Annotated in this window: 11 protein-coding genes; 6 read left to right on the forward strand and 5 right to left on the reverse strand. The window is 44.4% G+C overall.

Annotated features, from left to right (window positions below):
* Nucleotides 1-17: 17 nt before the first annotated feature.
* The 3 genes from JEZ96_RS01215 to ppnP form a co-directional block, all read right to left on the reverse strand.
* Nucleotides 18-1,175 carry an iron-containing alcohol dehydrogenase gene (locus JEZ96_RS01215; RefSeq protein WP_025008014.1) on the reverse strand — a complete coding sequence of 386 codons (1,158 nt, stop codon included), beginning with the start codon at nucleotides 1,173-1,175 and terminating at the stop codon, nucleotides 18-20.
* 142 nt (nucleotides 1,176-1,317) lie between these two features.
* Nucleotides 1,318-1,914 carry a TetR/AcrR family transcriptional regulator gene (locus tag JEZ96_RS01220; RefSeq protein WP_014609619.1) on the reverse strand — a complete coding sequence of 199 codons (597 nt, stop codon included), beginning with the start codon at nucleotides 1,912-1,914 and terminating at the stop codon, nucleotides 1,318-1,320.
* A 294-nt stretch (nucleotides 1,915-2,208) separates the two neighbouring features.
* Nucleotides 2,209-2,520 carry a pyrimidine/purine nucleoside phosphorylase gene (gene ppnP / locus JEZ96_RS01225; protein ID WP_011787628.1) on the reverse strand — a complete coding sequence of 104 codons (312 nt, stop codon included), beginning with the start codon at nucleotides 2,518-2,520 and terminating at the stop codon, nucleotides 2,209-2,211.
* Between the two features lie 358 nt (nucleotides 2,521-2,878).
* Here ppnP and JEZ96_RS01230 point away from each other — a divergent pair, with 358 nt between their 5' ends.
* Complete coding sequence (locus JEZ96_RS01230; protein ID WP_061782977.1) at nucleotides 2,879-4,834, forward strand: methyl-accepting chemotaxis protein; 1,956 nt, start codon at nucleotides 2,879-2,881, stop codon at nucleotides 4,832-4,834.
* Nucleotides 4,835-4,966: 132 nt separating this feature from the next.
* On the opposite strand, the gene ovoA is transcribed toward JEZ96_RS01230, so the two are convergent.
* On the reverse strand, nucleotides 4,967-7,084 hold the full coding sequence (gene ovoA, locus JEZ96_RS01235; RefSeq protein WP_061782976.1) for a 5-histidylcysteine sulfoxide synthase: 2,118 nt from the start codon (nucleotides 7,082-7,084) through the stop codon (nucleotides 4,967-4,969).
* 365 nt (nucleotides 7,085-7,449) lie between these two features.
* Here ovoA and JEZ96_RS01240 point away from each other — a divergent pair, with 365 nt between their 5' ends.
* The 5 genes from JEZ96_RS01240 to JEZ96_RS01260 all read left to right on the forward strand — a co-directional run bounded on the left by JEZ96_RS01240 (nucleotide 7,450) and on the right by JEZ96_RS01260 (nucleotide 12,058).
* Nucleotides 7,450-7,845, forward strand: a complete 396-nt coding sequence (locus JEZ96_RS01240; protein ID WP_011787634.1) for a hypothetical protein — start codon at nucleotides 7,450-7,452, stop codon at nucleotides 7,843-7,845.
* A 376-nt stretch (nucleotides 7,846-8,221) separates the two neighbouring features.
* A complete protein-coding gene (locus JEZ96_RS01245) occupies nucleotides 8,222-9,076 on the forward strand; it encodes a PfkB family carbohydrate kinase (RefSeq protein ID WP_014609623.1) in 855 nt (284 codons plus the stop codon).
* Nucleotides 9,077-9,380: 304 nt separating this feature from the next.
* Nucleotides 9,381-10,841, forward strand: a complete 1,461-nt coding sequence (locus tag JEZ96_RS01250) for a sensor domain-containing diguanylate cyclase (protein ID WP_011787636.1) — start codon at nucleotides 9,381-9,383, stop codon at nucleotides 10,839-10,841.
* A 128-nt stretch (nucleotides 10,842-10,969) separates the two neighbouring features.
* Nucleotides 10,970-11,665: an MOSC domain-containing protein gene (locus JEZ96_RS01255; protein ID WP_011787637.1), complete on the forward strand. Its 696-nt coding sequence runs from the start codon at nucleotides 10,970-10,972 to the stop codon at nucleotides 11,663-11,665.
* 36 nt (nucleotides 11,666-11,701) lie between these two features.
* Nucleotides 11,702-12,058 carry a DUF4870 domain-containing protein gene (locus JEZ96_RS01260; protein WP_011787638.1) on the forward strand — a complete coding sequence of 119 codons (357 nt, stop codon included), beginning with the start codon at nucleotides 11,702-11,704 and terminating at the stop codon, nucleotides 12,056-12,058.
* Between the two features lie 67 nt (nucleotides 12,059-12,125).
* Here JEZ96_RS01260 and JEZ96_RS01265 read toward each other — a convergent pair whose 3' ends face one another.
* Nucleotides 12,126-14,042 carry a methyl-accepting chemotaxis protein gene (locus JEZ96_RS01265; protein ID WP_025008016.1) on the reverse strand — a complete coding sequence of 639 codons (1,917 nt, stop codon included), beginning with the start codon at nucleotides 14,040-14,042 and terminating at the stop codon, nucleotides 12,126-12,128.
* Nucleotides 14,043-14,190: the final 148 nt, after the last annotated feature.

A 14,190-nucleotide genomic window follows, 5' to 3' on the forward strand; every position in this document is an offset into this window, starting at 1 on the left:
CAGGATACCATTTGACGTTATAGGGCTAAGGTCAAAATCTTATGGCTCATGGTTGGGTCAATGTTGCCATGTTCGCCAAGCGCCACCATACCGTGCTGTTCAAGCTGTTTTACGACGGTATCAACGTGGCTGGCATCAAGATCATAGGCAGATAGATGCGTCGGTATGCCCATGGCTTCGAAGAAAGCCTTAGTTTTTGCAATGGCAGCATCGATACGCTCGTCATCTGTACCTGTGTTGATGTGCCACACTCGGTCTGCGTATTGGAGTAACTTTTCGCGTTTAGCCTCTTTTGTGCATTGCAGCAGAGCAGGCAATACGATTGCCAATGTACGCGCATGGTCGATATCGTAAAGTGCAGTCAGTTCATGGCCAATCATATGTGTTGCCCAGTCGTGAGGAACGCCGACGCCAATCGTGCCGTTGAGTGCCATAGTGGCAACCCACATTAAGTTAGCGCGAATGTCGTAATCTTCTGGTTGAACTAGCACTTGTGGACCAAGCTCAATCAAGGTTTGTAAAAGACCTTCGGCAAATCTGTCCTGCACGGCGGCATTAGCTGGGTAAGTGAGGTATTGCTCTGTGATATGTACAAAAGCATCGACCACACCGTTAGCCACTTGGCGTTCTGGCAGAGTGAAGGTTTTCGTTGGATCGAGTATTGAGAATTGTGGATAAACCAAATCATTACGGAATGGCAGTTTAGCCTGTAGTGATTTACGGGTCACTACGCTGGCATTGTTCATCTCGGAACCAGTCGCAGGTAAGGTTAACACTGAGCCAAAAGGCATGGCTTGAGTCACTTTTGCGCCCCAGCTCGTGAGAATATCCCAAGGTTCACCTTCGAATACAGCTGCAGCGGCAACAAATTTAGTGCCATCGATAACCGAACCACCGCCAACCGCGAGGAGGAAGTCGATATTCTGCTCACGCACTTGGGCGACGGCTTTCATTAAGGTTTCATAGGTTGGGTTTGGCTCAATGCCATCGAACTCGACAACGAAACGATTACCCAATGATTGTTTAACTTCGTCTAACGTGCCTGTTTTTCTAGCACTGCTGCCACCAAAGAGGATCATCACTTTAGCATCGCTCGGTACTAAGGAATCAATTTCGGCGATAGTGTCTTTACCAAAACGGATGCGGGTCGGGTTGTAGTAGTTAAAATTTAGCATGGATAATGTATTCCTGTTATTTCGTTAATAAGTTGCCCCTTATGTTAGTAGACCAGTCGTCTAATTTAGGGGCGTAAAAATAAATTCTTTAAAAATCTAGGCCAATCGATATCAGCCAATATTAGTTTTGAGTCGGTTTAAATTAAGGAACCGTTTTGGGTGTTAAAATGGCTTCAGTCGTTACGAGTGCACGTTCGAGCGCGGCAGGACTGTGGCCTAATTTGTTCATTAAGCTGGCGCCTAACCACATGTGATATAACATTTCAGCGGTCGATTGTGGATCTTGCTCGGCGATTGATTTATCGGTTATGCCCACTTGAACACAAGTGGTTAACCTGTCGATGATGCCTGCGGAACCTTGAAGTAAAGCCAGGCGCATGGCTTCGGATAAATCGGCCACTTCGGCGCTGAGTTTGACGACTAAACACTTTTGATCGACGCATCCATCTGTCTGTACATGCAACCATTGTTGCCAGTACTGCATCAAACGTTCATAGCCTGTTAGTGTTGAGTTATTAAACAATGTATCTAAATCTAACTGATATTTTTCGAAATAATCAGTGATGAGTGCTTCACCAAATTGTTCTTTGGATTTGAAGTAATGATAAAACGAGCCTTTAGGCACTTCGGCTTCTTGCAATAGCAAAGAGAGGCCGACGCAGGAGAAGCCTTTTCGTACAATCAGCTTATAGCCGATGTCCAGAATGTGCTGGCGAGTGGATTGAGTTTCAGTTTTCATGGCGCCTAGCATAAATCAAATTAGACCGGTCGTCTAGTTTTGGTTTTATCGGTGACGTTAACGCGCTCGATTAGCCAGCTTTACGTTGGGAGTGTTACGTTGACCTAGTTTTGCATAATAAAACAGTTACTTAATAAAGCAACCAGATTGATAGCATATCAGATAAATAAGGCATACAGATGGTGAAATTGTGGAAAGGATAAATCGTCGGGTGGAGCAGCATACTCACAGTGCAGAGAAAATTTTCACTGTGAGCGTTCGATTAACCATTAGTATTGAAATTAACTAAGATGATTAGAGGTAACTACAGCAATATTCAGCAATGGCAGTATTGCGGATTTTGAAGCTAACATTCGCGGCAAGCTCAAATTGCGTTCCTTCACTAAACTCTTGCCATACAGTACTCTCCGGTAACAACACCTCAAAGCGGCCACTGGTGACTTCCATGACTTCGCCTTGGGAAGTCGAGAACTCATATTCCCCGGGTAATACAACACCTAAGGTTTGCTTACTGCCATCGGCTAAAAATACACTACGGCTAGCTACTTTGCCGTCAAAGTAGATATTGGCTTTTTTCGATACTGACACTTGCTCGAGTAAACTCATTATTAATCCTCTATAAATTGGCTTTAGATGAATTTATATGCATTTTTGATAAATTTCAATGCGTTGTTTGCCGCGTGGATGTACGCATTCAATATACGTTGATGCTAATGTCCAGTTTATCGCCAATTTCCCACTTTATTATTTTAGTTGAAGTGGTCGACGACAGTTGATTGTCATTTAAAGTTATTAGTCATTATTTTTATTTAAAAATAATGACTTGGAGGCATTTTAGTCAGCTTTTGATGAAAATAGTCGGTACTACTTTGTTTCGCTGAGATTCTTCTTCTATAGTGTTATGGCAGGTTTGATTCTGTAAAGAGCGAAGGAATAGAATTCGAAGCATGACAAGGAGTCCTCCATGGGTTTTACTCGTAAAATTCAGCTTATCAGTTTATTAATTGTCCTATTACCCCTCATTTTTGCTACAGCAATAGTAACTTATATTGCTCGGGATGAATTGTTTGCCGAGGCTCAGTCTCGTTTAGTGGCTGTGCGTGAGATCAAGCAGCGGCAAATTGTGAGTATGTTTCAGGACTTTTCCGATAATCTTCAGGCCGTCAGCGCCGTAATCGCCAGCCAAAAAAACCTCGATACTCTTACCGACATAGATCAAACCTTGCAGTCCTTAAATAAATCTCTCGGTTTTTATGATCTGTTTATTATTCGTGATGATGGCACCGTTTTATATACAGTTGAGAAAGAGTCTGATTTCGGTACCAATTTGCGTACAGGGCCCTTCCATGATTCGGGATTAGCACAATTATTTAATAAGGCATTGGGATCGGCGGGTACTGTATTGTTGCAAGATTTTTCCGCATACGCGCCTTCAAATGGTCAACCAGCGGCATTTATTGGCCAGTCGATTCAGTTCAATCAGCAAAGGTTAGTCGTGGCGGCTCAGGTATCTATCGACCGCATTAATCGAGTTATGCAAATTCGTGAAGGTATGGGGCAAAGCGGTGAAACTTATCTCATAGGTCCAAATAATCGTATGCGCTCCGATTCTTTTCTCGACCCAGTTAATCGCACTGTTACGGCTTCTTTTGCGGGAACGGTAGCTCAGAATGGTGTCGATACACAGGCGGTGAAGGAGGCGCTGGCAGGTAAAACAGGGGTGATGCAAGTGAATGATTACAATAATAATCCTGTATTATCTGCTTATTCTCCCGTCGTTGAGCTTGGTTTACGTTGGGGGTTGATGGCTGAAATTGATGTGAGTGAAATTGCAGCTCCCGCCTACCGCATGCTGTTTATTGGTTTATCTGTATGTGTGGCCGCCTTAGTGTTGGCGTTCGCTGCCGCGAAGTTAGTCACAGGATTTGTATTAAAGCCGCTCGGCGGTGAGCCTGAGGACATGTGCAACTTGACCAGTATGATCGCCTCTGGTGATTTAACTCATCATTTACCGCATATTCAAACGGATAATCACCTGATGAGTTGGTTGGCGCGGATGCAAACTAAGCTTAAAGAAATCATCAGTCAGCTGGTGGGTGTTGGGCATGAACTTGAATCCGCCGCCGAACAAAACTCTGCAGCTATGAGTCAAGCCGATTGCAGTATTCAGATGCAGGCCAAAGAAACCGATATGCTGGCCACAGCGGTTGAAGAAATGAGTTATGCCGCAGCCGAAATCAGCACCAATACGATGAGGTCCTCCGATGAAGTGTCCGCCTGTACCCATTCGAGTGAAATTCTTTCTCAAAACTTAGCCAGTACTCGTAAAAGCTTAAAAGTAACCTTGAACAGTTTTGCGACTATCCATCAACAGGTGGGCAGTCTTGAGGCGGATAGTCAGAAAATCGGTTCAGTATTGGCGGTGATAAATGCGATTGCAGAACAAACTAATCTCTTGTCTCTTAATGCGGCGATTGAAGCTGCGAGAGCTGGCGAGCATGGTCGTGGATTTGCGGTGGTGGCCGATGAGGTGCGTCAGTTAGCGGTGAAGGTTCAGTTAGCAACTCAGGATATTGGGCAAGTGTTAAAAGGTATTCAGCAACAGTCAGGTGTGCTGGCGTTGCATAGCGTAACGTGTTCCACTGAAGCCTCTAAAACTGCAGAAGATGCCGATGGAATGCAAGCGGCTGTGGATGATATTGCTTTGCGCTTAGAAACCTTAAAGGCATTAATGATTCAAACCGCAACCGCTGCGGAAGAACAAACAACGGTTTCAGCGACAATTGCGCAGGGGATTGCTGGCTTAAGCGTGGCGGCGGAGGAAAATAGTGCGGCTATCAGCCAAGTGGCAGCGAGTACGCGGAGTCTGTTGGGGTTAGCAAATCAGCTTGGTTTAACAACGGCACAGTTTAAGGTGTAGGTATTTTTCGCTGCATTTACAGTGTTCTCACCTTAGTTGGTGCTGTAAATGTGACTGAGCTCGATGTTGTATATCCGCCAGAAATGGAGCTCTGGCGGATATTTTTTACCTTTTAAGTTATCTAATAAAGAATTATGAACGCTTACGCCAAATTGTCATTTCCGAAATGGAGTGTTGGAATTTACGTTTAGTCTCGCGGATCACGAAGGGGATTTCCTTCACTGCGACCAGCTCAAATTGTCCAATTAAGGTTTCGGTCAAGCCATCTAAGGTGGTGAAGTTCTCCCCTTTGATCTTAACGCCACCTAACCATTTATCCTTGGGCGTATAATCTTCAAGCCAAGTGTATGGCGAGGCAATGACAAGGTATCCACCTTGATTAATCCGCTGGGCAATACTGGTTAAAAAGTGCTTAGGATCGTTCAACCTGTCGATAAGGTTTGAGGCATAAACCAAGTCATAACCTGTGTAGATGGGCTTTAAATTACAGGCATCACCTTGCATAAAGTTGACCTTTTTAGCCTCAAGCTCATATCCCAGTTTCGCGAGACTCGCACTCTTAAATTCCTGTAAGTCGCCTTCGGTACGTATGGTGTAACGTTTTTCACCTTGTTCTGTCAGCGCATAGGCCTGTTGAATAAAGCGCGCCGAGAAGTCGATACCATCAACATGATCAAACACTTTTGCCAGTTCGAAACTCGCGCGCCCAACGGAGCAGCCGATATCGAGGGCTTTGGTGGTATGGCTAAGCTGAATTTCACTGAGCGCTTGCTGCACACCATTGACGCAGAAGTTAGCCACCCCGAAATATTCGGCGCCATAGTGGAATTCAAGGTATTGGGAAATCAGTTCATCCGTTTCGTACACATTGACCTCGGCCATTTGAGCTGGATTTTGGGTGGATTCCACATAGCGAAAGCCCGCGTGTTGATAGAAATGTCGACGAAACGCATAGCGTGATGAAGCAATTGCCTCATTACCCGTCGAGATCCATGAGCCGCCTTTGATGAGATTATGTTTACCATCGAAGGTTGGAGTGGAGAAATCATCGTAAAGTGGGTGTACGGCGAAGCCGTCAAAACCGTCGATTGCGCTTTCTGTCCATTGCCAAACATTACCGACAATATCGAAAAAGCCATTATGTTCGAAGCGATTCACTGGGCAAGAAGAGGCGTAATAAGCCAAAGCAATATTGCCCGGCACTTCATGCCAATCGGGCGCATCGGCGGGCACATTCTCGCGTAAGATGTACCACTCAGCTTCAGTTAATAGACGTATATTGCTTTGCTTTTGTTCGGCTTTCCAATTACAGAAGGCTTTAGCTTCGAGCTGATTCACTTCAACAGGCCAGTTTAATGGCAGCGGAATTTCTTCCGCTAAATTACGTTGCCACCATTTATCTTGTCTTAAGCGCCAAAAACGCGGCATTTGTGCTTGGGTATAGGCAAGCCAAGCTTGGCCTTCTTCATTCCAAAATTGGGGTGAGCGATAGCCGCCAGCCTCAACGAATTCGAGATACTCTTGATTTGATACTAAGAATTTAGCCGCTTTAAAGTCGTTAACGTTAAAAATTTTATGGCCGTATTCGTTGTCCCAGCCGTAGGTTTGGTCTTGCTCGGTTTTACCTAAGGTCACTTTTTGCCCTTTTACAGCCAATAAACTGTTGGTCTCGGCAGGGGCGGTGTCTTGGCACGCAGGCCAGAGGTGGTTGGGCGCGACATATTCCAGCGGCAGTTGGCGGATGATCACCGATGAGGTTTCTAAATGAATACGTTCATGCTCAATGCCCATCAAAATGATCCAGGCTGGGCTATTTTGAGTGATAGGTAACGTCAGGGGCATTTCATCAATAACGCGATTGACGACGGCGTTAACTTGCTGGCGATAGCTTCGCACTTCTGCCACATCTGGCCACGGATAATGTTGTTCGTTCAAATCATCCCAAGACATCTCATCTACACCAATGGCGAACATGGATTCGAAGTTGTCGTTTACACGCTCATCGAGAAATTTGCCGAGTTTGAGCTTGTTGATATAGAAAGTGGCTGTATGGCCAAAATAAAAGATTAACGGGTGGCGCAGCGGCTCAGCTTTGAGGTAATAGGCGCTATCATCTTGGATCAAGTCAAACAGTGACTCATATAAAGCCCATGTCTGATTAAAATATTGCTTGAGCTCTTGACGCTTTCCGACCTCAGTTTCACCAATGAGCTTAAGGGTTTGAGGGGGTTGCGTTATGGGCTTATCCATAGATAAGTAAACTCCGTATTTATCGGCCTGCGGTGCAAGCATGGGAAGATTAATCTATCGTGTGTGACTCTATACGCGATTACTGAGCTCAGGATCACTTTGTCAGCTTAATGTGTCGGTTTGAGGTAAAGTGTTTTACAAACTAACAGAAAGACCAATTGAGTCCAATATCAGTGCTGGAGCTTAAAGCATCTCAGGTATGACCCTTTGGTTTGGGGTTAACTTACAAGGAAGGTGATGTGCTCAATTTAGTGATGCTATCCCTTACAGGGATTAAAATTATTTTATTCCTGAAGAGTATTTTCTCTGTCGGGGTTAAGGCAGAATGATCCCGTCCGTAAAATTATTATGCAGGATATAACGGGATGACAATTAACGCATTATGGATACCCGCTTGGTATGAACTTGATCCGTCGATCGTTGTGGGCGTTACTGAAGAGTTTATATTTCATAAACCTACTACCAATGGGGCATTAAGATTTTACAGTGGTGCAGAAAATATCGATGCCGTGAGAGCGACAGGCGCCATTTCGAGCATTTATCACGCTGTTTTGGGGGATATAGAGAGTGTTGATGCACAGGGCCTTGATTATACAATTGTATTGAAGGATGGGCGCCGTTTGTTGGTTAACGCAGAGGAAGATCCTGGTTTAATCTATGAGTGGGTTGATGATAGTTGGCAGCCTTCAGAGATGACGATTTCTGATTGGCAATTAGAGGTCAAGTTTACTTCGTTATCGCCACTCACATCCGTCGATTAGTTAATGGTTCCAAGGGGCAGTTAGTTTACTTTAGTTATGACCGACTGCTCTTTGGTTTTATTTAACAAATTGATAAAAATGCTTATTTTCTGTTATTCGACATATCATATTCTTTTTGACCATGCCGATCATTACCGCGACCTCCCATTATTTTATTCGTTATGCAATATCTCCATTAGCCAGTATTGAGCATAGGCTATTTTATTGATGAAAGTGTGTTTTAGGGCGCTCGAAAGCGATGTTAGTCATAGTGTTAGGCTGTTTTGTTGGCGCAGTAAAATCCACAGTGACGGATTGAATTGTACCTATCACTGTTTTGATCTAGATTGGGGCTTGCATTTAGGCGCTTTACTTTATCGTCCTATGGAGCCTTGTAATGGCGAATATTTTACTGGTTGCAAATCTTAATTGTGATCGAATTTTATTGCTGGATAAACCACTCAAAACAGGAGGGCGCTTTCATTATCAAGATGGTGGTCAAAGGCTTGGTGGTGGAGGCGCTAATACTGGGCTTGGACTGGTATGGGCTGGGCATCGAGTGGCGCTGGTCAGTCAAGTCGGGCGCGACGAGATGGGAGATTGGGCCATTGCTGAAGCGAGCACCCAAGGGCTCGATTGCCGTTTAGTGCAACGAAGATCGGGAAATACCTGTGAAATGCTCCTTGTTATGACTCCTGATGGCGAACGCACGATTATTCGTCCACAAAGACCTATTTTTGAATTGTCTGTTCCACCTAAGTGGCAGCAGTGGGATGCGTTGTATTTTAATACTTCGGCCGAGGGGACTGTTAGTTGGGCAAAGACAGCGCTAGATCATTGTCTCGTTGTTGCCCAGTTAGCGAAGGATGATAGACCTAGACCCTGCCATGTACTACTCGCATCGATGAGTGATATGCAAGGGCGTTGTGATAGCGCCTTTTGGGAATATGGCAAAAGTATTGGCGGTGACTCATTACGTTATTTTATTGTGACGGATGGTATTAATGGCGCAAATGTTTATACCAAAGATAAAGTACAACATGTCCAAGCGGTACCCGCAAAAGTGGTCGACACAACGGGGGCTGGAGATGCTTATGCCGCCGGATTAATTCACAGCCTGTGTTCCGGACAATCGATCACTGATGCAATGGCTGAGGGCGCTATATGGGCTGCATTTGCGGTAGCAACTGATAGTTCTATCCCTGGGGACGCACTGAAAGGGTATTTAGAGGTTAAGGGCTCCTTGTCATAAATGATGCATGGATTGGGATTAGTCATCTTTTTGTCATCTAGGCTTGGTAAATTTGACCACAGTGGCGATTCGCTATTGTCCCTTAACATTTTTCTGTGTTTCTCTCCCACTTAGTGGTACGCATGTTTTGCCCCGTTTCCCCAACGGGGCATTTTTTTGTACAGCATAAAGTGATTTTGTCGCAGAACATCCACATTACTGAAATGTTGTGCGGTACTTGCACAATTGAGATACATTTATGCAACTGAAAAAGCGTTAAAAAGAATAAGCTACTCAAAGTGTCGCGCTGCGGTTGGAGTTGAGAATGGGCAATAATGTTTGGAATGAGCGAAGGAAGTTTATTTGGCTTTTATCTATATTGTTATTATTTGCTTTTTTAGTGACCAGTAGCATCAGTTATAAAGTGGCTCACGATTCGCTCAGCCAACAAATTGAGAGCAATACTTTACCTCTGACGAGTGACAATATTTACTCAGAAATTCAGCAGGACTTGTTACGACCGATCTTTATTTCATCTTTGATGGCGCAGGATACCTTTGTTCGTGATTGGACCTTAAACCATGAACAAGAGCCTGAAAAACTCATTCGTTACCTTAAGGAAATTCAAGAAAAATACGGCACAGTTACGAGTTTTTTTGTGTCAGAGAAGAGTCGAAACTATTACCATTCCACGGGTATTTTAAAACAAATTCAAGATGTTGAACCGGATGATGCTTGGTATTTTCGGGTGCGATCTTTACCTGAATCCGAATATTATGAGATTAATATCGATGCCGATACGGCAGACCGTAGTAAGACAACTGTATTTGTAAACTATAAAGTTTTTGATTTTGAAGGTAAATTTATTGGGGTGACCGGTGTTGGCTTAGCCGTTGAGAAAGTCAAATTACTGGTAGAACTTTATCAAAAACGTTATAACCGCCGCGTTTTTTTCACGGATAGATTAGGTAATGTCACATTACATGGTGATGCCTATGATGGTTCGGATTCACTCCAGACCAGTACTGGGCTAGAACAATTGGCGACACGTATTTTAACGAGTCCGAGTGCGGCATTTAGTTATAAGAAAAATGGAAAAACAGTTTATCTCAATAGTCGTTTAGTATCTGAATTTAAATGGTATTTGATTGTTGAGCAGGAAGATGCTCCCCAAGAGCAAGATTTACTTAACACTTTTTGGGGAAATCTGGCGCTGAGTTTGATTGTGACTATGGGTATTTTATTTATCTCAAACATGACCTTAGGTCGTTATCAGCGCAAGCTAGAAATGATGGCGTCTACCGATAAGCTCACTGGCGCCGCTAACCGTCAGGTGTTTGAGGAGTACTTTAGGCAGGCGTTAGATAAAGCGAAGCTGACACAATCACCCATTTCAATACTCTTGCTGGATATCGACCACTTTAAAAAAGTGAATGACAGTTATGGGCATGGAATGGGGGACTTAGTGTTAAAAACCATGGCTAACATGCTACGTGGTTTACTACAGCCGCAGGATATCCTATGTCGATGGGGTGGTGAGGAGTTTTTAATTTTGCTTCCTGAAATGGACTTAAGTCGGGCTGCAGAATTTGCGGAACAGATCCGTGACCTTATCTCTCTGCGGGAAATCAAAGTGAATGGATTACACATCTCTATTACTGCCAGTATTGGCGTCGCAGAGCACCAAGCACAAGAGCCAGCGGAAGATCTTATCAAACGTGCCGATCTGGCCTTGTATCAGGCAAAAGCAGCGGGTCGAAATCAAGTGGTATTGAATCATCCATGATGCTGTTCGGCGCTGCTTTGAGTCATATTGAGTCGTTTAGGGTTATTGCGTTGCTTGATTGTGCTACTGTTATGTCGCGGTTTACACTCTGACTTTATGCGAAAGGAGTCATGGATTGGGAGTTGCAGATGTCAAAGCTGTTAATTAATAAATTGTCAGGATTGTACTTAGGAACCCAGCTTCAAGAAGTCGCAGGAGTCGCGACAGGGATTGATGGTAAGCAAGCTGCTCAACAACTGTTAGTGCATATCGACCATGTAGAAGGGGACGCTCAGGCCGATCCAAAACACCATGGCGGGCTTGATCGCGTACTACATCATTTTCCCCGAGAGCATTACGGCCAATATCGTCGTTGGGATTTAATCACTCAGTTCGAAGATGCACCCAGTATGGGAGAAAATATCAGTACCGTTGGACTGAACGAAACCCAAGTTAATATTGGCGATATCTTACAGATTGGCGCGGTAAAAGTGCAAGTGACTCAACCACGTTCACCTTGCTTTAAGTTGAATCTACAATTTGGTCACAGAGAATTTGCTCTCGCCATGCAGCAAAGCCAATTATGTGGTTGGTTTTATAGAATTTTAACTCCTGGGGTTATTGAGTTGCACGATAGGATTGAATTGATTGAGCGTCGTACTGATATCAGCGTTGCCGAGGCTATGTCACTGTACTTTTCGCCAACATTCAATGCCAGTGCCTATGATCGTTTAGCTTCATGCGAAGGATTGGCACTGAGTTGGATCAATAGTTTGCAACGCCGCTTAGCCTCGCAGACAGTAGAAGATTGGCAAATGCGTTTATATGGGCCAAGTGGTATATAAGTATTGATATTCAAAATGATAAAACAGGGATGACCTATGATTGAATCCGTGACAAAGAGTGATAAAGATTTTGGCTTACTCGTGTATGCGTCGAGTTTTATTGGGTATTTAGTGCCGTTGGGCTCTATTCTTGGTCCTTTGATCATTTGGCTGATGAAGCGTGAAGAGTCCGCATTTGTCGATCAATGTGGTCGTAGTTGTTTGAACTTTAAATTGAGTTTGCTGATTTATGTGATTATCAGCGGTGTGCTGGCCTTTATCGGTATTGGGTTTATCTTCCTAATTGTGCTCGCTATTTTGGATCTAGTGTGTACAGTGCTTGGGATTATTAAAGCCAGTGAAGGGCAAGTGTATCGCTATCCACTCACGATTAAATTTATTTCCATGGATTAATGTTGTTGGACATCAAAGAAAAACGCCTTAGATGGATGCATCTAAGGCGTTTTTTATGGGATAAAATTTATACCTTAAACTTAGCCACTAAAGTATCTAAACGATGGGCCAATTGGTTTAACGCTAAACTTGCCTGTGCCGCTGCTTGTGCGGTGTTGGCCGTACGTTGAGTAATATCATTGATTTCAGTGACGTTACGGTTGATATCCTCCACCACTGTGGATTGTTCTTCCGTTGCGGCGGCCACTTGGATATTCATATCGCTAATCAAGCCGATACGATCACTAATCCCAACTAAAGATTGGCTTGCCTCATCAACGGCTACAACACCTTCGTGGGAGCGTGTGCGACTCTGTGCCATCGCATTAACGGCTCGGGTTGCTTCTGATTGCAACTTGTCTATCATGCCTTGTACTTCATTGGTCGATGCCGCAGTACGTGATGCTAAGTTACGCACTTCATCGGCCACGACCGCAAAACCGCGTCCGGCTTCACCTGCACGTGCAGCTTCAATGGCTGCGTTGAGGGCTAACAAGTTAGTCTGCTCAGAGATAGCGCGGATCACATCTAAAATACCACCGATGGATTTAGTGTGGGTCGCGAGGGACTCAATCACTTCACCCACTTGGCCAACGTCTTTCGATAATTGGTTAATGGTATCGCGAGCACGGGTTACCACCACTTGGCCGCTGCTGGCTTCGGTATCTGCATCTCTGGCGGCAACCGCAGCTTGGGCAGCATTGCTGGCGATTTCGTTAACAGTCGCCCCCATCTCATTAATAGCCGTTACCACCATCATGGTGCGATCTTTCTGTTCGTGGCTATCTTCTAAGGTTTGCTGCGCCTGATTCGAGACATCCTTCGCAGAGAAACCAAGCTGTTCGCTGGTTTGTGCTACTTCGATGACAGACTCCTGAATCTTGCTGATAAAGCTATTAAATCCTTTGGCAAGCTGCGCAATTTCATCTTCACCATTGACGGGTAAGCGTTGGCGTAAATCACCTTCACCTTCACCAATATCACGGAACATGGCGGCAACTTGGGCGATTGGGCGGCTGACCGATCCAGCTACTGCGATTGCAAGCACAATAAAGCCAGCAGCAATGAGCAGAGTCCAGATTAAGATCTGATAAGCGGCGTCTGCTAATAGTGCGAAGACTTCTGCTTCAGGCACTTGTGCCACTAAATACCAATCCATAGATGCGATATAACTACTGGCAACTAGCATATCTTTACCATTGACCTTGGTATTGATCAGATTGAAATCACCGCGATTTAATAAGGAGTTTGAACTCGCATCTTTATAAAGATTGTTTAGGGTGCTCTTACCTATTTGGTTGGTATCTGGGTGCAGTTTTACCTCACCTTTGGCATCAACAAGATAAACAAAACCTGTCTTTTCAATCTTAAAAGATCCAAGCAAACGCACCATATCATCGAGGGATTTGGCTAGACCAACTAAACCACGACCATTAGGTTGTTGGTAGTTAATAAAGAGTTTTACCTCGCCATTTGCCTCTGTGAAGACGTTTAGCATACGTTCTTGGCCACTGTCTCGGTAACCAAAAAACCAACCGTCTTGTGCAGGAGTGAGTACGCGTAGAAACCCATCCTGAGTGTAATAAGCCGCCGTTTGTCTGTCGGCGTAGGAGGCTTGTGCCAGCTTATATTGGAGGGTGATGTCCTTTAACTGAGCAACGACTTGAGCTTCTTGCTCCTGAGGTCGATCGTTTTCTAGCCATTGAAGCAGCATGCGGCTGCTAGCGAGTTGTTCAGCGGCGTTCATTAAGCTGGAGATATCCAACTCAATTTTATTACGGATTTGCATCATTAAGCTGGGCATTTCTGACCCAAGCATACGTTGTTCTACGACACGCTTAGCACTGTTCTGGCTTAATACTCCAACGAGTATGGTCGACAGCAGTACTGCAAATGTCACGGTTAGCAGAATTTTCTGCTTAATAGTGAGGTTATTCAATATCATAAATATCAATATGCCTGTGTTGGACGTTTTGAGATATCGGTCGACGCACTCTTGTACGACATTTATTATCGGACAGAAATGTTAAAAGTTAACCTTAGTCTGGGTCAGTTGCCGAATAAAACAGCGTATAGAACACTTATTTGACCTA

This window comes from Shewanella putrefaciens (assembly GCF_016406325.1).
GTDB classification, from domain to species: Bacteria; Pseudomonadota; Gammaproteobacteria; order Enterobacterales; family Shewanellaceae; genus Shewanella; species Shewanella putrefaciens.

What these genes read in the sequence shown, in the direction of transcription:
- ppnP (WP_011787628.1), bottom strand. Translation starts at nt 2,520, where the DNA reads ATGAGTTTACTCGAGCAAGTGTCAGTATCGAAAAAAGCCAATATCTAC.
- ovoA (WP_061782976.1), bottom strand. Translation starts at nt 7,084, where the DNA reads ATGGATAAGCCCATAACGCAACCCCCTCAAACCCTTAAGCTCATTGGT.
- JEZ96_RS01245 (WP_014609623.1), top strand. Translation starts at nt 8,222, where the DNA reads ATGGCGAATATTTTACTGGTTGCAAATCTTAATTGTGATCGAATTTTA.
- JEZ96_RS01215 (WP_025008014.1), bottom strand. Translation starts at nt 1,175, where the DNA reads ATGCTAAATTTTAACTACTACAACCCGACCCGCATCCGTTTTGGTAAA.
- JEZ96_RS01220 (WP_014609619.1), bottom strand. Translation starts at nt 1,914, where the DNA reads ATGAAAACTGAAACTCAATCCACTCGCCAGCACATTCTGGACATCGGC.
- JEZ96_RS01230 (WP_061782977.1), top strand. Translation starts at nt 2,879, where the DNA reads ATGGGTTTTACTCGTAAAATTCAGCTTATCAGTTTATTAATTGTCCTA.
- JEZ96_RS01260 (WP_011787638.1), top strand. Translation starts at nt 11,702, where the DNA reads ATGATTGAATCCGTGACAAAGAGTGATAAAGATTTTGGCTTACTCGTG.
- JEZ96_RS01250 (WP_011787636.1), top strand. Translation starts at nt 9,381, where the DNA reads ATGGGCAATAATGTTTGGAATGAGCGAAGGAAGTTTATTTGGCTTTTA.
- JEZ96_RS01255 (WP_011787637.1), top strand. Translation starts at nt 10,970, where the DNA reads ATGTCAAAGCTGTTAATTAATAAATTGTCAGGATTGTACTTAGGAACC.
- JEZ96_RS01265 (WP_025008016.1), bottom strand. Translation starts at nt 14,042, where the DNA reads ATGATATTGAATAACCTCACTATTAAGCAGAAAATTCTGCTAACCGTG.
- JEZ96_RS01240 (WP_011787634.1), top strand. Translation starts at nt 7,450, where the DNA reads ATGACAATTAACGCATTATGGATACCCGCTTGGTATGAACTTGATCCG.